At 67.7% G+C, this 15,655-nt stretch carries 18 protein-coding genes; 6 read left to right on the top strand and 12 right to left on the bottom strand.

Translation table 11 applies throughout. From position 1 onward, the window contains the following. Positions 1–38: 38 nt before the first annotated feature. Together BSG17_RS27045 and purD are read right to left on the bottom strand one after the other, a co-directional pair. Entirely contained in the window at positions 39–206 is a 168-nt protein-coding gene (locus BSG17_RS27045; RefSeq protein WP_170864802.1) for a hypothetical protein, read from the bottom strand. Positions 207–405: 199 nt separating this feature from the next. After that, a complete protein-coding gene (gene purD, locus BSG17_RS13275; protein ID WP_089824866.1) occupies positions 406–1,689 on the bottom strand; it encodes a phosphoribosylamine--glycine ligase in 1,284 nt (427 codons plus the stop codon). Positions 1,690–1,833: 144 nt separating this feature from the next. Here purD and BSG17_RS13270 point away from each other — a divergent pair, with 144 nt between their 5' ends. Continuing rightward, the gene (locus BSG17_RS13270; RefSeq protein ID WP_089824864.1) at positions 1,834–4,017 is read left to right on the top strand and encodes a thioredoxin domain-containing protein; all 2,184 of its coding nucleotides are present in this window, start codon (positions 1,834–1,836) and stop codon (positions 4,015–4,017) included. Between the two features lie 14 nt (positions 4,018–4,031). Continuing rightward, positions 4,032–5,252, top strand: coding sequence for an MFS transporter (locus tag BSG17_RS13265; protein WP_089824862.1), 1,221 nt, complete (start codon positions 4,032–4,034; stop codon positions 5,250–5,252). A 47-nt stretch (positions 5,253–5,299) separates the two neighbouring features. On the opposite strand, the gene BSG17_RS13260 is transcribed toward BSG17_RS13265, so the two are convergent. Continuing rightward, positions 5,300–5,665 carry a thioredoxin family protein gene (locus BSG17_RS13260; protein ID WP_089824860.1) on the bottom strand — a complete coding sequence of 122 codons (366 nt, stop codon included), beginning with the start codon at positions 5,663–5,665 and terminating at the stop codon, positions 5,300–5,302. Between the two features lie 144 nt (positions 5,666–5,809). Between BSG17_RS13260 and BSG17_RS13255 the strand changes: the two genes are divergently transcribed. Continuing rightward, the gene (locus BSG17_RS13255) at positions 5,810–6,739 is read left to right on the top strand and encodes a PLP-dependent cysteine synthase family protein (RefSeq protein WP_089824858.1); all 930 of its coding nucleotides are present in this window, start codon (positions 5,810–5,812) and stop codon (positions 6,737–6,739) included. On the opposite strand, the gene BSG17_RS13250 is transcribed toward BSG17_RS13255, so the two are convergent. The 6 genes from BSG17_RS13250 to cyaB all read right to left on the bottom strand — a co-directional run bounded on the left by BSG17_RS13250 (position 6,712) and on the right by cyaB (position 11,518). Next, positions 6,712–7,608, bottom strand: coding sequence for an alpha/beta fold hydrolase (locus BSG17_RS13250; RefSeq protein WP_089824856.1), 897 nt, complete (start codon positions 7,606–7,608; stop codon positions 6,712–6,714). The two genes, BSG17_RS13255 and BSG17_RS13250, sit on opposite strands and share 28 nt — an antisense overlap. Before the next feature lie 30 nt (positions 7,609–7,638). Next, positions 7,639–8,091, bottom strand: a complete 453-nt coding sequence (locus BSG17_RS13245) for a DUF5804 family protein (RefSeq protein WP_089824854.1) — start codon at positions 8,089–8,091, stop codon at positions 7,639–7,641. A gap of 64 nt (positions 8,092–8,155) precedes the next feature. Next, entirely contained in the window at positions 8,156–8,413 is a 258-nt protein-coding gene (locus tag BSG17_RS13240; RefSeq protein WP_089824852.1) for a hypothetical protein, read from the bottom strand. A gap of 65 nt (positions 8,414–8,478) precedes the next feature. Beyond that, complete coding sequence (locus BSG17_RS13235; RefSeq protein WP_089824849.1) at positions 8,479–9,648, bottom strand: tRNA sulfurtransferase; 1,170 nt, start codon at positions 9,646–9,648, stop codon at positions 8,479–8,481. 26 nt (positions 9,649–9,674) lie between these two features. Then, the gene (locus tag BSG17_RS13230) at positions 9,675–10,907 is read right to left on the bottom strand and encodes a methionine adenosyltransferase (RefSeq protein WP_089824847.1); all 1,233 of its coding nucleotides are present in this window, start codon (positions 10,905–10,907) and stop codon (positions 9,675–9,677) included. A gap of 59 nt (positions 10,908–10,966) precedes the next feature. Next, the gene (cyaB, locus tag BSG17_RS13225) at positions 10,967–11,518 is read right to left on the bottom strand and encodes a class IV adenylate cyclase (protein ID WP_089824845.1); all 552 of its coding nucleotides are present in this window, start codon (positions 11,516–11,518) and stop codon (positions 10,967–10,969) included. On the opposite strand from cyaB, the gene BSG17_RS13220 reads away from it, so the two are divergent. From BSG17_RS13220 to BSG17_RS13210, 3 genes are all read left to right on the top strand, one after another. Further along, entirely contained in the window at positions 11,517–11,702 is a 186-nt protein-coding gene (locus BSG17_RS13220) for a hypothetical protein (protein WP_089824843.1), read from the top strand. The two genes, cyaB and BSG17_RS13220, sit on opposite strands and share 2 nt — an antisense overlap. A 32-nt stretch (positions 11,703–11,734) precedes the next feature. Next, entirely contained in the window at positions 11,735–12,709 is a 975-nt protein-coding gene (locus BSG17_RS13215) for an FKBP-type peptidyl-prolyl cis-trans isomerase (RefSeq protein WP_089824841.1), read from the top strand. 72 nt (positions 12,710–12,781) lie between these two features. Beyond that, positions 12,782–13,054 carry a DUF8049 family protein gene (locus tag BSG17_RS13210; RefSeq protein WP_089824839.1) on the top strand — a complete coding sequence of 91 codons (273 nt, stop codon included), beginning with the start codon at positions 12,782–12,784 and terminating at the stop codon, positions 13,052–13,054. 216 nt (positions 13,055–13,270) lie between these two features. Here the strand turns inward: BSG17_RS13210 and BSG17_RS13205 are convergent, their stop codons facing one another. The 3 genes from BSG17_RS13205 to BSG17_RS13195 form a co-directional block, all read right to left on the bottom strand. Continuing rightward, entirely contained in the window at positions 13,271–13,897 is a 627-nt protein-coding gene (locus tag BSG17_RS13205; protein WP_089824836.1) for an RAD55 family ATPase, read from the bottom strand. A 26-nt stretch (positions 13,898–13,923) separates the two neighbouring features. Beyond that, positions 13,924–14,586 carry a MinD/ParA family ATP-binding protein gene (locus BSG17_RS13200; protein ID WP_089824835.1) on the bottom strand — a complete coding sequence of 221 codons (663 nt, stop codon included), beginning with the start codon at positions 14,584–14,586 and terminating at the stop codon, positions 13,924–13,926. 108 nt (positions 14,587–14,694) lie between these two features. Continuing rightward, the gene (locus BSG17_RS13195) at positions 14,695–15,594 is read right to left on the bottom strand and encodes a glycosyltransferase (RefSeq protein ID WP_089824833.1); all 900 of its coding nucleotides are present in this window, start codon (positions 15,592–15,594) and stop codon (positions 14,695–14,697) included. Positions 15,595–15,655 lie beyond the last annotated feature (61 nt).

The raw sequence follows: 15,655 nt of genomic DNA, 5'->3' as shown, positions 1-15,655 counted from the left end.
TCGAGGACCGGCAGTCTTGAGTCGCTCTCGACCCGTGACTACGTGGCCATCGCCTGCACCTCGTCCCCACCACAGTGGGGACAGCCGACCGTCCCCGTCGGTGGGTGAGACGAGGCGAACGTCGAGTGACAGACCAGACATCTGTACGTGTACTCCTCACCCGACCGTCGGACGAACATCCGTCTAAGCGCCTGTACGATGGACATCGTTGATCACCGACCCTAGGGTTCGGGCGACGAGACCAAGAGAGACACCGATCGTCGCTCACCGTTTCGAACGTTGTGGTTCGGTAACTTCCCTCACGACCGCGGTAAACGGTTCGTTGACGTCGACTGTGGTCGACTTCCTACTCTCTCCGTCGTGGGGTCGATGACCCGCTCCCACAGCGGTGCGTCCGTTGAAACTTCACTCTCGGAGTTCGTTCATGTGGTCGATACGCTGTTGGACCAGTTCCGCCTTTCCGATGTCGTGACGGATGTGGAACCCCTCGCCTGCCGATCCGAGCGCGTTCTCGGCCTGCGCTTCCGCCTCGCTGATGCTGTCGGCGACACCGACGACGGCGAACGACCGGGACGTCGTCGTGTAGAGCCCGTCTTCGCGTTCGTCGACGCTGGCGTAGAACAGCAGCGCCCCGCCCGCAGTCTCCTCGTCGACCTCGATCCTCGTGCCGGCGTCGGGGTCGGTCGGATAGCCCTCGGGGACGGCGTACTTACAGACGGTGGCCTGCTCGGCGAACTCCAGGTCCGGGATCGGTGCGCCGTCGCGGGCGGCGGCGAGCACGTCGAGGAACGGCGTCTCGAGCACGGGGAGGGTGTTCATCGCCTCGGGGTCGCCGAAGCGGGCGTTGAACTCGATCACCTTCGGCCCCTCGCTCGTGAGCATGAACTGGCCGTAGAGGATGCCCTTGTAGCCGTCGAGCGCGTCGACGACGGCCTCCAGCACGGAGACGGCGTCGGCGTAGTCCTCCTCAGTCATGAACGGGAGTTCGAAGGTGGTGTCGCTGTAACTCCCCATCCCGCCGGTGTTCGGTCCCTCGTCGCCTTCGTAGGCGCGCTTGTGGTCCTGGACGGCGGGCGTCGTCACGAGGTCGCCGTTGGCGACGAACGCTTGTACGGTGAACTCCTCGCCGACGAGACGCTCTTCGAGAACGACACGGTCGTACTGCTCCTCGCGGAGGTACTCCTTCGCACCCTCCTCGTCGACCTGGTCGCCGATGACCTTCACGCCCTTCCCGCCCGTGAGACCGGCGGGCTTCACCGCGAGGTCGCCGTCGTAGTCGTCGATGTAGTCGCAGGCGTCCTCGGTGTCGTCGAACGTCTCGAAGTCCGGATTTCCCGGCACGTCGTTGTCGCGCATGAACCGCCGCTGGAACGCCTTGTCCGTCTCGATGCGCGCCTGCTCGGCCTGCGGGCCGAAGGTGTAGACGCCGGCGTCGTCGAGGGCGTCGGCGACGCCCGCCGCGAGCGCGGACTCGGGACCGACGACGGCGAGCGTCGCCCCTACGTCCTCGGCGTAGGCGACGATGTCGTCGCTCGCCGTCTCGTCGATAGACTCGAACCCGGTCGCGAGCGAGGCGATGCCGGGGTTGCGGTTGCTGGCGCAGGCGTAGAGGTCACAGTCGTCGGCGAGTGCGCGGGCGATGGCGTGCTCGCGTCCACCGCCGCCGACGAGGAGTACGGTCTCCGTCATACTCGGAGGTGGGTGCGCACATCGGTGTAAAGGTTGCCCTTGGTGCAGACGAGAGTATGCACGAACGAGCGTATTCCCGCGGGTCGGTCGTCGACCGCGCTCCCGTGCCTACAGGCTTTACAACCCGGCGGGCGTAGGGACGGTATGACCAACCCTACGGGCCGTAACCGACTCGACGACGAGCAAAGCCCGTATCTCCGTCAGCACGCGGACAACCCCGTCAACTGGCAGCCGTGGGACGAGACCGCGCTCGACGAGGCCGAGGAACGCGACGTCCCCATCTTCCTCTCTATCGGCTACTCGGCGTGCCACTGGTGTCACGTGATGGCCGACGAGAGTTTCGAGGACGAGACGGTCGCCGAGGTGCTGAACGAGGAGTTCGTCCCGATCAAGGTCGACAGAGAAGAGCGCCCCGACCTCGACCGGGTCTATCAGACCATCTGTCAACTCGTCTCCGGCCGCGGCGGGTGGCCGCTCTCGGTGTGGCTGACGCCCGAGGGGAAGCCGTTCTACGTCGGCACCTACTTCCCGCCGGAGGCGCGGCAGGGTGCGCCGGGCTTTCTCGACCTGTTGCGGAACATCGCCGACTCCTGGCAGGACGAGGAGGACCGCGCGGAGATGGAGAACCGCGCCGACCAGTGGACGACGGCGCTGACCGACCAGTTGGAGGACACGCCGACGCCGGCCGACGAGACGCCAGACGTCGACGTGCTCGGAACCGCTGCGCAGGCGGCGATTCGCGGCGCGGATCGCGAGTTCGGTGGCTTCGGCGGCGACGGACCGAAGTTCCCCCACCCGGGTCGCATCGACCTCCTGCTTCGAACCTACGACCGGAGCGGCCGTGGCGAGGCGCTGAACGTCGCGACCGAGACGCTCGACGCGATGGCCAACGGTGGCATCTACGACCACGTCGGCGGCGGCTTCCACCGGTACGCCGTCGACCGCAAGTGGACCGTCCCGCACTTCGAGAAGATGCTCTACGACAACGCCGAGTTGCCCAAGAGCTACCTCGCGGGCTATCAGGTGACGGGCGAACCGCGCTACGCCTGGATCGCCCAGGAGACGTTCGCCTTCGTCGAGCGCGAACTCACCCACCCCGACGGCGGCTTCTTCAGCACGCTCGACGCCCAGAGCGAGACGTTCGACGACGACCCGGGCGCCGACGACGTGGACGACACGAACGACACGAACGGTACGGACGCCGCCGACCACGAGCGAGAGGAAGGCGCGTTCTACGTCTGGACGCCCGAGCAGGTGCAGGAGGTGCTCGACGAGGTGGACGCCGACCTGGTCTGTGACCGCTACGGAATCACGAAGCGCGGCAACTTCGAGCGCGGGACGACCGTCCTCAACGTCTCGACGCCGATCGGCGAACTCGCCGAGGAGTACGACCTCGACCGCTCGGAGATACACGAACGGCTGATGAACGCCCGGGTGACGCTGTTCGACGCCCGCGAGGAACGCCCGCGACCCCTGCGAGACGAGAAGGTACTCGCCGGCTGGAACGGGCTGATGATCTCGACGTTCGCCATGGGTGCGCGCGTCCTCGACCCCGCACTCGCCGGTCCGGCCGAGCGCGCCCTCTCGTTCGTCCGCGAGCGGCTCTGGGACGCCGACGCCCAGCGCCTCCACCGACGGTTCAAGGACGGTGACGTGAAGGGGGACGGCTACCTCGAAGACTACGCCTTCCTCGCTCGCGGGGCGTTCGACCTCTATCAGGCGACTGGCGACGTCGACCACCTGGCGTTCGCACTCGACCTCGCACGCGTCATCGAAGAGGAGTTCTGGGACGAGGAGCGCGGTACGCTCTACTTCACCCCCGAGAGCGGCGAACAGCTCGTCACCCGCCCGCAGGAGCTGCACGACTCCTCGACGCCGTCGAGTCTCGGCGTCGCCACCGACCTGCTGCTCGACCTCGACCACTTCGATTCGGACGCCGACTTCGGCGACGTCGCCGAACAGGTGCTCAAGACGCACGCCGACCGCATCCGCGGGAGCCCCCTCGAACACGTCTCGCTCGCGCTCGCCGCCGAGAAGTTCGCCCGCGGCGGCCTCGAACTGACGCTCGCCGTCGACGACCTCCCCGACGACTGGTGGGAGGTGCTCGCCGGCCGGTATCTCCCTGGCGCGGTCGTCTCACAGCGACCGCCGTCCGACGAGGCGCTCGACGCGTGGCTCGACACGCTCGGACTCGACGAGCTTCCGCCCATCTGGGCCGGTCGCGACAGCAAGAACGACGAGCCGACCGTGTACGCCTGCGAGTCGTTCACCTGCTCGCCGCCGCAGACCGACATCCGGCAGGCGCTCGACTGGGCGACGAAGAACTGATCGCGACTCGCTCGATGAGCAGCGACCGTTCGACCGTCCTCGCCGTCGTCGTCAGCACGTTCTTCGTCGGTTTCGGCGGTGGCGTCGTCTTCCCGATCCTCCCGAACCTCGGAACCGTCCTCGGCATCTCGCCGTTCCTCGTCGGCATCATCCTGAGCGCCAACCGGTTCACCCGCATCGTCGCCAACGCGCCCGCCGGGTCGCTCGTCGACCGCGTCGGCACCCGCACGCCGCTGATCGCTGGACTGTTCGTCGAAGCCGTCGCGACACTCGGCTACGTCGTCGCGCTGGGGTCGTCGCTCCCGGAGGCGTGGTTCCTCGCCGCGCGCGTGATCTGGGGCGTCGGGAGCGCGCTGGTGTTCGCGACGGCCTACACCATCGCCGCCGACGTGAGCGACCGAGGGTCTCGCGGGACGAGCATGGGCGTCGTCCGCGGGGGTATCACGCTCGGGTTCCCGGCCGGACTCGTGTTGGGCGGCGTCGTCAGCGACCTCTACAGCATCTCGACGGCGTTCGTCGTCGCCGCCGGGTTCGCGCTCGTGGCGAGTCTCGTCGCCTACTTGATGGTGCCGGAGACGCACGTCTCCGACAGTCGCACGGCCGTCGGCCCGTGGGAGCTCGACACCTCCCTCCCGACGCTGACCGTCGGGTTCGTCAACGCCGGGCTGTTCTTCGCGTACCTCGGCGCGCTGTTCGCGACGCTCGTGTTGTTCGTCGAGGCCAACGACTTCGCGATCTGGGGGTACGGCCCGCAGGGGATGTCTGGGCTCCTGATGGCGCTGACCGTGCTCTCGGCGTCCGGGTTCATGCTGGTCGGCGGACGGGTGAGCGACGTCACCGGCGCTCGCGTCCCGACGCTGTTCGTCTTCCTCGGCGTCTCGTTCGTCGGCTTCCTCGTGTTGGCGACGGCCGACTCGCTGACGCTGCTCGTCGTCGCCTGTCTGTTCATCGGGGCCGGACAGGGCGGCACGAGCGGTCCGCTGATGGCGCTACTGGCCGACCTCACGCCGGACGAACGGATGGGTCGGGCGATGGGGACGAACAACGTTCTCGGAGACCTCGGCGGTGGACTCGGTCCGATGGTGACGCTTCCGCTCGTCGACACGCTCGGCTTCGCGGCGCTCTACGCCGCCTGTGCGGTCGTCCCGCTCGTCGCGGGGGCGACGCTTCTCGGCGGTCTCTACCGGCAGACGGGGTCGATCTCCCCGCAGACCGAACGGTTGACCGAAGAGTGAGACGGTGGCAAAAAACGAGCTTCGAACCGTCCGTGGGACGGTGTGAGCTACTCTAACTGCTCTGCGAGATAGACCGCAATCGGCACGTCTTCCTCCTCGACGAACCGTGCGACCTCCTCGCCGTCGGACTCGACGACGACGGTCGGGATGAGCTCGACGCCGTACTCCTCGACGCCGGGGCCCGTCTTCGACCCGTCGTCTTCCTTCTCGACGGGGTAGTGTTCGACGTTCGTGTCGGGGACGCCGGCGGCCTCGAGGGCGGCGGCGAACTCCGGCAGTTGCGACTGGCAGTCCGTACACCAGTCGCCACCCCAGACTTTGAACACGTACTCCTCCTCGCCGAGCGTCGCGACGGCGCCTTCGTACGCGACGGGGTCCCACGACGAGTTCGGCTCCATCGTCTCGAGTTTCATTGCTCGCCCCTTTGGGGTCCCCGAAGTTAAGCGAACCGCTGGCGGCGACGTTCGTCACGGTCGACCCGGCCGTTCCCCGTGACGACCCCGCAAACGTGTCGGAGGTCGCTATCGCTTTCAGTGTCGACGGTGTAGCCGCCGGTAATGGACGAGAGCATCCTCGACACCATCGGATCGCCGCTGGTGCAGGTGGACGCACCCGAGGGGACGACGGTCGCAGCCAAGATCGAGTCGAAGAACCCCGGTGGCTCCGCGAAGGACCGCCCGGCGCTGCGGATGATCGAGGCCGCCGAGCGCGACGGGACGCTCGACCTGGGCGACACCATCGTCGAACCGACGAGCGGCAACACGGGCATCGGCATCGCCGTCGTCGGCGCGGCGAAGGGGTACGACGTGAAGATCGTCATGCCCGCCTCGAAGTCGCCCGAGCGGCGACAGATAATGAAAGCGTACGGCGCCGACCTGGTGCTCGTCGACGGCGACATCTCCGACGCGAAAGACCGCGCCGACGAGATCGAATCGGAGGAGGACGCGGTCCAACTCCGGCAGTTCGAGAACCCCGCCAACCCCGAGGCGCACTACCGGACGACGGGCGAAGAGATCGTCGAGCAGGTCGGCGACCGCACCGTTGATGCGCTCGTCGCCGGCGTCGGTACCGGGGGGACGATCTCGGGCATCGGTCGTCGCCTCCGCGAAGAGTTCCCCGAGATGGAGATCGTCGCCGTCGAACCCGACGACAGCGCGGTGCTCTCCGGCCGAGAACCCGAGGGCGACAGCTTCCAGGGGATGGGGCCGGGGTTCGTCAGCCCGAACCTCGACCGCGACCTCTTGGACGACGTGATCACCGTCTCGCTCGACGAGGCCGAGGAGGAGTGTCGCCGCCTCGCCCGCGAGGAGGGCATCCTCGTCGGTCAGTCCAGCGGCGCGTCGAACCTCGCGGCCAAGCAGGTCGCCGAGCGTCTCGTCGACGCCGGGGTCGGCGCGGAACGGAGGGGAGACGACGGGGAACCGCTCGTCGTCACCGTCTACTGGGACTCCGGCGAACGCTACATGTCGACCGGGCTGTTCGACTGAGCGGCCGAGGCGAGAAAGCCCCCCACGAGTTCCGTGAACCGGTCCGGTCGCTCCCGCGGCGGCCAGTGCCCACACTGGGGGAGGATCCGGACCTCGGCGTCGGGAATCAGCGTCCCGGCGCGAACGGTCCAGTCGGCCGGAACGAGTGCGTCCTGTTCTCCGTGGACCAGCAACGTCGGCACCGAGAGGTCCGGCAGTCGATCCACGTAGTTCGTCCGCAGCCCGCCGAAACCGACCTCGTTGCGCTGGAACGCCCGCCACGCGCGGCCGTCGTGGTCGCGGGCGACGGCCCACACGTCGTCGACGAGCTCCGGTGTCAGGTTCACCGGGTGGACGATACCGCGGACGCCAAGCGCCGTCAGTCGCCGGTGACGGGCGAGCAGCCCCTCTATCGCCTCCGCCATCCGAGGAATTCGGACGAACAACGCTCCGAGCGACCCGCCCGGGACCGTCCCGCCGAGCCCGTAACTGTCCACGAGGACGAGTCGCGAGACGCGCTCGGGACGTGAGAGCGCGACGTCGAGGGCGACACTGCCGCCGAGCGAGAGGCCGACCAGCGCCGCGGCGTCGACGCCGATCGCGTCGAGAAAGTCGACGACGAACGCGCCGTACGAACTGGTTGTCGGCGTCTCGCCGAGGGGGTCGCTGCCACCGTATCCCGGCAAATCCGGCGCGTAGACGGTGTGTGTCTCCGCGAGTGCGGGAACCGTCTCGCGCCACGAGAGCGCCGCTGCGTCCCAGCCGCCGCCGTGGAGCAACACGACCGGCGGGCCGTCGCCGGCGACGTGGTAGAACACGTCGTGGTCGCCGACGAACACGCGGCGCGTCGTCGCACCGGAGAGATCACGATGAGAGCCGTGTCGACTCATGTTGGGTCGACGCTCGCCAGTGAGAAAAAGTCAGCCGCCGAACTCGGCTTCGGTCACGCGGACGACGACGGTGTCGTCGACGTCGCGGAGGTCGTACTCCGGCATCTCGCCGTCGACGCGCGTGAGGAACATCGGTTCGACCAGTTCGCCGTCGTCGACGCCGTACACCTTCAGTAGATCGCCCGTGTCGGCGGGGTCGACCGCGCTCTCGCGGATCGCCGTCGCGAGCTCCCGCGAGAGCCACTCGTCGGGACTGATGCTCGGCTCCCGGACGAGTGCGGCGTCGACGTAGCGGACGAGATACCAGTTGAGGTCGTTCAGGAGCGACACCGCGGCGCCGACGCTGACGGTGTCGAGTGCGAGCGCGTTCTCGAACGGTTCCTCCAACTGGTAGGTCGAGAGGGCTGCCCGGGCGGTCTCTCGGGAGAGCAACTCGTAGCCGAGATCGACGTCGGCGGCGCCGACGAGACAGACCCGCGTCACGGCCGAACTGTCGGCACGTCCGGTAAAAGGGGTTGCGTTCCGTCCGTCTCGACTCGGCCCGACGCTACCGCCCCAGCCACGCGTCGGCGCAGTCCGCCCTACAGAAGACGAGCTGTTCGTGTTCCGAGCGGAGTCGACGACCCGTCAACTCCACGTCTCGTGCGACGTCGACCCGGTAGTGGCGTTCTCCGAGATCGACCGACGCGCCACACTGCGTGCACGTATCGGTGCCGCCGCTGTTGAACGACCGTTCGACGACCTGCTGAACCGTCCATCCGGGACCGAGCGACACTGCGGGCGAACCGCGGCTCGATTTCGACATAGATATGTTAACGCTTACCACGATAGTAGAAATAGCTTTCGGGCAGCTGATGTGAATAGCTCGTCTCACTCGTCCGGGGAGACGAGTTCAGCCCGGTCGACTGCGGCCCCGACACGGTCGAACAGCCCGTCCGGTTCGGCCGCCTCGACCGCCTCGGCCGTCGCGTTGGTCTCGGGGTGCGAGGGAGCGACCTGTTCACAGCCGACCGAGACGGTCGAGTCGTCGAACGTCCCGATGGCTCGCGCCTGTTCGACGATGTCGGTCTTGTCCCGCGTGAGCAGCGGTCGGTGGACGGGTATCGAGACGGCGGCGTCGGTGGCGGCGAGGTTGCCCCCCGTCTGACTCGACTTCTGTCCGAGCGACTCGCCGGTGACGACCGAGTGGGCGCCGACGTCGCGGGCGACCGCCTCGGCGATACGGAGCATCACGCGCCGAAGCGAGAGCATCCGGGTCGCGCCGACCTCCGCCATCAACGTCTCGACGATCTCGCCGGCGGGGACGATACGGAGCGCGAGGTCGCCGTCGGGGACGTAGCGGGCGAGTTCGCCGACCGTCGACAGCGCCCGCGCCTGGTGGTCGACGCCGCCATAGGGGCCGAGATCGACGTAGACCGGGACGACCGTACAGCCGCGTTTCATCAGCTCCCACGCGGCGACGGGCGAGTCCAGCCCGCCGCTCAGCAGCACGACGGCCGTCCCCTGCGTCCCGAGCGGGAGGCCGCCGGGACCGGACCGCTTCTCGGTGAAGACGAACGCTTCCTGCTCCCGACACTCCACGTAGTAGGTCCGGTCGGGGTCGTCGAGGTCGACGGTCGCACCCGTCTCGGCCTCGACGGTACTGCCACCCTCGACTTCGAGGTCGGGGCTGCTGAACGGGTGAGCGTCGCGGTCGCCGGTACGCGTGGCGTCGACGCCGAACGTCGCCCCCGCCGGGTGATCGCTTGCGGCCGCGCCGAGCGCCTCGCGGATGGCGTCCATCGTGGGGTCGACGCTCCGGGCGGGACTCGCGGAGACGACGCCGAACGTGTCGCAGGCAGCGTCGGTCGCCGCCTCGGGGTCGTCGGTGCGGACGAAGATGCGGGACCACTCGCGGTCCACGGTCGCCACGACGTCGCGGGCCGCGAGCGTCGCCTCGAGGTTCTCTCGGAGCAACCGCTCCATGTCGGTTCGGACCTTCGAACTCTTGGTGCCGATCTCGCCGTAACGGACGAGAACGGCGCCCGGACCGCCTTCCATATCCGGACAGAGTCGCTCGAAGCTATTTAGAAGGTGGAGATGTCGCCCTCGATGACCTGCCGGGTGACGTCGGTGACGTTCGCGAGTTTCTCGTCGACGACAGCGCGGACGTCGGCCTCGATGTCGGAGACGGCGACGCCCTCTTCGGTGACGACCTGCGCGTCGGCGACGTGCGGTTCGTCGATGGGGCGGCCGATCTGGCTCAGTAGGCGGATCTGGAGGTCGCGGATGCCGTCAACCTCGGCGACGACGGTCTCGGCGATGTCCGTCGAGAGGATGTTGTAGATCTTCCCGATGTGGTTGACGGGGTTCTTCCCGGACGTCGCCTCCATGCTCATCGGCCGGTTCGGCGTGATGAGCCCGTTGGCGCGGTTGCCGCGGCCGACGGAGCCGTCGTCGCCCTGCTCCGCGCTCGTCCCCGTGTGGGTGAGGTAGATCGACCCTTCCTCGACGTCGTCGGCGGTGTTCACGTCGACGTGGACCTCGCGGTCGGTGAACTCCCGTGCCAGTTCGGTGACGAACTCTCGGACGGCCTCGACCGTCTCGGTGTAGTCGGTGATGGTCTCGACGTGCTGGTCGACCAGCGCGGCGGCGACCGTGATGTCGATCTGGTCGCCCTCGCGCTTGCCCATGATCTTCACGTCCTGTCCGAGCTCGGGGTGTTTCTCGTGGAACGTCGTGTTGAGTTCGCGCTCGGCGGTGTGGACGATCGTCTCGGTCTCGGTCAGCGGCGCGTGGCCGACGCCGAAACTCGTGTCGTTGGCCATCGGGATCTGCGTGCCCTCCTCGCCGAACACCGTCTGGAGGTCGCCGCTCCCCTCGCCGAGTTTGACGTCGACGATGACGTCGGTCTCGAGGTCGAGCGCGGGGAAGTTCTTGCGGAGGTAGTCGCGGGCGGCCTTCAGGGCGATCGAGTCGACGGGGATGTGCGTCCCCTGGTACTGCTTCGTCGCCCGGCCGACGACGAGGATGTAGATCGGTTCGACGACCTCGCCACCCTTCTCGCCCTCGGGCTGTTCGGCGTTGGCGAAGCGCGGGGCGGCCGTCCCGGCGGCCAGTTGAGTCTCGTCGGTGTTGTAGTGGAGGACCTTTCCGACGCGGTCGAGATACGCCTGCGCGAGCGCCTGCGAGACGCTCTCGGCGATCCCGTCGCAGATGGAGTCGGGATGGCCGATCCCCTTTCGTTCGACGATCTCGACCTCTTGGTCTTCGACGGCGCGGCGGTCGAGTTCCGCAACCTGGATGTTCCGCTCGGTCATTAGACGGGCTTGGCCGGGGGAGATGCTATAACTTGCGGAAACCTCCGACAGTGGAGTAATTACTCACAGGAATTTTCCAACAGCAGCCCGAGATACGACGTCCGGATCTGTTCGTCGGGGTCGAGCCCGAGTTCGCGGAGGAGGGTGACCGCCCCCTCGCGGACGTCCTCGATCTCCGACTTCTCGGTCTCGCGTTCGACCTCGACGAACTCGCCGAGGTCGGCGACGGCGTCGAGCGTGACCGTGTAGCCGTCGACGGCGTAGAACTCGCGGTCCTTCTCGACGACTGCGGCGGGGTCGAACCCGAGTCCGTCGAGGACGCCGGCCATCGACTCGTCGTCGTCGACGGCGGTTTCGAACTCCTCGCGCGTCTTCGACGCCGACTCGACCAGCGGCCCCTTGTAGGTGACTTTCGTCGTCGTCTCCCCGGTCTCGCGGTCGGTCTCCCGTCGCAGTCGGAGCGCCTCGTCGGTCTCGGCGAAGTCCCGGTGGGGGGCGTCGTAGTAGGTGTCCACCTGTTCGACGCTGCCGAGGTGGTCCGCAGCGAGCGTCGACAACCGCTCCCGGACGGCGTCGTGTGTCGCCTCGACCTTCAGTTCGACCTCGTACATGGTTGCTCCGAGGGACCACCCCGGCAAAAGACTGGTCTCTCCGTTCTCTCTCGTCGGTCGCGACGACCCCGAGGCTCCGCTCGCCGAACGCCGACTCGACGCGATCACGTTCTCCGGGACGTACACGTACGCCCGCCAATGGGGCGACTATCGGGCCGTCCGACCTCTGAGGCCCGAAACGTGATTCTTAAGGGTAGCACGGGAGACATTCGAACCATGAGTGACGAACAGCAGGCGGAGACGGCGGACGCCGCCGATGACGTCGAGGAAGAGGTCGAAGAGACAGAAGCGGGTATCCAGGACGGCGACTTCGTCAAGCTGGACTACACGGTCCGTACGAAAGAAGACGAGACGGTCGTCGACACGACGAAACAGGACGTCGCCGAGGAGGCAGGCATCGACGACGACGACTACGAGTTCGCCCCCCGCGTCATCGTCGTGGGCGCCGGTCACGTCTTCCAGAGCGTCGACGACGACCTACAGGGTAAGGACGCTGGCGACACCGGGACGGTCGACATCCCCGCCGACGAGGCGTTCGGCGCGTTCGACCCCGACGACGTGAAGACTGTCGCCGCCGACAAGATCCCGGAGGACGACCGCTACCCCGGTGCGCAGGTCCAGATCGACGGCGATCAGGGCCGACTGGAGACCATCATCGGCGGTCGTGCACGCGTCGACTTCAACCACCCGCTCGCGGGTGAGGATCTCGAGTACGACTACGAGATCGTCGAGATCGTCGACGACCGCGAGGAGCAGGCCCAGGGGCTGCTCGGCATGTACCTCCAGCAGTCGCCGGAGGTCTGGATCGAGACCGACGAGGTCGAAGAGGAGACCGTCGTCGAACCTGACGAAGACGCAGACGAGGACGCCGAACCCGAGACGACGGTCGAAACCGTCGAGAAGGAGACGCTGTACATCGAGGCGACGCCGCAGATGACGATGAACCAGCAGTGGATGTTCTCGAAGCAGCAGATCGCTCAGGACATGATGCAGCGACTCGGCATCGACCGCGTCATCGTCCAGGAGACCATCGACGGCTCCGGCGGCATGATGGGCGGCATGGGCGGTATGATGGGCGGCGCCGGCGGTGCCGGCGGCGAAGCGGACATCGAGGACGCCCTCGAAGACGTCGACGTCGACGCCGACGAGATCGTCGACGAACTCGAAGCCTCCGACGAGACCGAGGAGTAACGCGACACCCTCGCGACTCGGCACCGACTCCCAACCACCGTTTTCTTTAGCGCCTCACCACCAGTCTCTCCTATGGACACCTCGGAGGACACACAGCTCCCGGTACCGGACGACCTGGTGGTCGCCGCCGTCGCTGCCGGCTGTACGGTCGCACTCGCACTCGTACTCCGGTTCGTGCTCGGCGAGTCTCCCAGTTACCTCGTCCGTCTCGCCCCGCTTTGGTTCTACTTCGTCTACCTGTTCGTCGGAAAGAACGCCGAGAGCGGGCCGCTGGCCGCGGTCAGGACGTGGGTTCTGCTCGTCGTCGCCACGACGCTGGGCGTGCTCGGCTATGTCGTGCTCTGAACCCGCTCTCGACTCCGGAGACGCCGCCGACTCTCGACGTCGACGACTGTTCGGATCAGAGAAACGTCTTGTGTGTTTTAACGAGTTGTAGATATTTTTAACCACAACGTTTTAAAAAGAATTCTCCTTCGATACCCCTGTCGGCATCGTCCCCGCTGATCGCTCGGTCTTTCCTCGTACGCGTTCGATTCTCTCGCTCCGCCGCGGCGACTCCGCTCAGGCGATGTCGCGGCTGGTGTCGACGGCCACCTGTTCGGCCAGTTTCAGTTTGATCGTCTCGTCCATCGCCGCGCTGCCGCGGAACTTCGGCACCGCGAGTCGGTTGACGATCTCCTGGCCTTTCACGTCGGTCTGGAGGTCGAAGACGACGTCAGCCATATGTTCCGTCACGTCGCGGTTGGCCGGAATCGAACGGCCCTTCATCGCGTGGAGGACGGCGATACCGCCGGTGTTGACGATCTGCGTCTGGAGTTCGTTCAGGAAACTTCGGTACCGTGCCGAGTCCGACTGCTCGAGCACGTCGACGACGTCGACGATGAGGTTCGCCTCCTCCGGGAGCGCGCCGACGAGTCGGTTGGCGTGGTCCAGCGGTGCGTCGCTGCCGATGTCGCGGATGGTCGGGTTGCCGACGCGGGTGTTCACGCGGTCGAAGGCGTCGGCCACGGCCGCTTCCGAGCGGACGGTCGACAGATACAGCGTCCCCCGCGTCGCGGTGAACTCGTAGAGGAACAGCTCCGACTGGCTGGCGGGCGGCGCTTCGAGGAGGACGATGCTACCTGCGGGGATGCCGCCGCCGAGGCGCCGGTCGAGCACCGTGATTCCGGTCGGAAGGCGGCGAGACATGCGTTCACTTTCCCCCTCCACGCATATTACGTTTCCTCCCCCAGCGTCGTCGCGAGTCGCCCGTACGCCGTTCGTACGGCGTCACGTTCGAGCACGGGCGGGCGAACCTCGGGGACGGACCCCACCACCGGACAGTCGAGCAGGTCGCCGACGCCCGGTGGCCGAAGTCGCGTCCGGGTGAGCACCGCGCCGACGACAGGCGTGCCGAGCGTTCGGGCCATGGCGGCCGTCTTGGCCGCGTCGCGGAGCGCGGCCGCACACAACGGCGAGACGACGAGCACCCTATCGACGACGCGGAGCGGAGCGACCGCGTCCGGCCCGGCACCGGCCGGACAGTCGACGAGCGTTCGGTGTCCGGACTCCTCGTCGAACGAGCGGAGTCGGCGGAGCAGTCGCTGCAGGTCGGCGTCTCCCCCTTCCGTGTCGGCCGTGTCGTCCGGACGCCCGACGGGAGCGGGCAACACGGAGACGTCCGGGTCCTCGGGGTGGCCCTGTGCGACGCGCTCCGGACGGCGCTCGCCGTCGACGGCGGCGAGCGTCGGCCTCCGGTCGACTGCGGCCAGCGCGTGGAGGTTCGGCATGTCGCCGTCGGCGTCGACGACGAGCGTCCGCCCGTCGAACGCTCTCGCGAGGCCGAGCGTGGTGGTCGTCTTCCCGCTACCGCCTTTCCCACCCGCGATTGCGAGCATAGAGGCGGTGGCCGCCTCCTGGGATATGAACGCTCGCACGGCGCTCGTTCGACGCTTTCGGCGGCCATCGGTCCCCGTTCGACGCTCAACCCGTCGTCCGGACGACGCTCACTCCAAGACGGTAACGTCGTAGACGTCGCGCCACCGATACCGACGGCCGCCCCACTCGAACTCGGGGACGAGGAGGCCGTAGCCGACGGCGAGCGGCGCGAGGAGGAGCCCGGGAGCGGTGAGGAGGAACGTCGAACGACGGACGCCGAAGAACGAGTACGTCCCGGCGGTAAGCGCCGTCGTCGCGGCTCCCACCGGCAGCGGCCACAGGAGCGTCGCGAGGGCGAGTAGGAGGAAACTGCCGACCAACGCCGCTGTACTCGACGTCTCCTCGAACCGCACCGTCTGCGTGAACCGGACCAGTCGCTGACGGACGGCGTCGACGTCGCCGTCGACGCGGATCTGCTCGGTCAACGCTCGCACCGCGGTGACGTCGTCGAGTCGGGCGGAGAGTAGCCCGTCGTCGCTGACCGTCCGTCGGAGGTCCGCGACGAGTCGCTCGACGTCGACGTCGTCGCGAGTGAAGGTGACGCAGCCACCCCACACCTGCCCGCCGAGGTACAACCCGAGCGACCCGGAGACGGCGACGAGCGGTTCGGCGAGTCGCCACCACCCCTCGCCGACGAAGACGGGGACGCCGGTGACGACGCCGTGTTCGCCCGCGAGGCGCTTCACCTGCTGGAGCCAGCCCTCGCCGTGGTCGAAGTCGTCGTCGGTCCAGAGAAACCGGTCGCAGGTCGCCCGCTCCATCCCGTAGGCGAGCGCGTTCGCCTTCCCGGAACAGCCCTCCGGTTCGCCCGCGACGAGGACGCGGACCCCGTCGGGCGGGTCGGAGTCGGCGACGGGGTCCGACTCGGTGTCGCAGACGACGAGCAACTCGTCGTCGCCGTCGAGTTGGGCCGTCAGTTGCTCGCAGACTGGACCCCACTCGACGGTCGGGAGGAGGACGCTGACCATGGCCGCGGTACTCGTGGCACCGTAGAAAACGTCCCGGCCCTACGGGGCGGGGTGACGGTGT

This window comes from Halogranum amylolyticum, assembly GCF_900110465.1.
GTDB classification, from domain to species: domain Archaea; phylum Halobacteriota; class Halobacteria; order Halobacteriales; family Haloferacaceae; genus Halogranum; species Halogranum amylolyticum.
This window is presented reverse-complemented; position numbering and strand designations above follow the sequence as displayed.

Bases quoted from the DNA above. Each gene is read 5' to 3' on its own strand.
- BSG17_RS27045 (WP_170864802.1), bottom strand. From the start codon at position 206: ATGTCCATCGTACAGGCGCTTAGACGGATGTTCGTCCGACGGTCGGGT.
- purD (WP_089824866.1), bottom strand. From the start codon at position 1,689: ATGACGGAGACCGTACTCCTCGTCGGCGGCGGTGGACGCGAGCACGCC.
- BSG17_RS13270 (WP_089824864.1), top strand. From the start codon at position 1,834: ATGACCAACCCTACGGGCCGTAACCGACTCGACGACGAGCAAAGCCCG.
- BSG17_RS13265 (WP_089824862.1), top strand. From the start codon at position 4,032: ATGAGCAGCGACCGTTCGACCGTCCTCGCCGTCGTCGTCAGCACGTTC.
- BSG17_RS13260 (WP_089824860.1), bottom strand. From the start codon at position 5,665: ATGAAACTCGAGACGATGGAGCCGAACTCGTCGTGGGACCCCGTCGCG.
- BSG17_RS13255 (WP_089824858.1), top strand. From the start codon at position 5,810: ATGGACGAGAGCATCCTCGACACCATCGGATCGCCGCTGGTGCAGGTG.
- BSG17_RS13250 (WP_089824856.1), bottom strand. From the start codon at position 7,608: ATGAGTCGACACGGCTCTCATCGTGATCTCTCCGGTGCGACGACGCGC.
- BSG17_RS13240 (WP_089824852.1), bottom strand. From the start codon at position 8,413: ATGTCGAAATCGAGCCGCGGTTCGCCCGCAGTGTCGCTCGGTCCCGGA.
- BSG17_RS13235 (WP_089824849.1), bottom strand. From the start codon at position 9,648: ATGGAAGGCGGTCCGGGCGCCGTTCTCGTCCGTTACGGCGAGATCGGC.
- BSG17_RS13230 (WP_089824847.1), bottom strand. From the start codon at position 10,907: ATGACCGAGCGGAACATCCAGGTTGCGGAACTCGACCGCCGCGCCGTC.
- BSG17_RS13220 (WP_089824843.1), top strand. From the start codon at position 11,517: ATGGTTGCTCCGAGGGACCACCCCGGCAAAAGACTGGTCTCTCCGTTC.
- cyaB (WP_089824845.1), bottom strand. From the start codon at position 11,518: ATGTACGAGGTCGAACTGAAGGTCGAGGCGACACACGACGCCGTCCGG.
- BSG17_RS13215 (WP_089824841.1), top strand. From the start codon at position 11,735: ATGAGTGACGAACAGCAGGCGGAGACGGCGGACGCCGCCGATGACGTC.
- BSG17_RS13210 (WP_089824839.1), top strand. From the start codon at position 12,782: ATGGACACCTCGGAGGACACACAGCTCCCGGTACCGGACGACCTGGTG.
- BSG17_RS13205 (WP_089824836.1), bottom strand. From the start codon at position 13,897: ATGTCTCGCCGCCTTCCGACCGGAATCACGGTGCTCGACCGGCGCCTC.
- BSG17_RS13200 (WP_089824835.1), bottom strand. From the start codon at position 14,586: ATGCTCGCAATCGCGGGTGGGAAAGGCGGTAGCGGGAAGACGACCACC.
- BSG17_RS13195 (WP_089824833.1), bottom strand. From the start codon at position 15,594: ATGGTCAGCGTCCTCCTCCCGACCGTCGAGTGGGGTCCAGTCTGCGAG.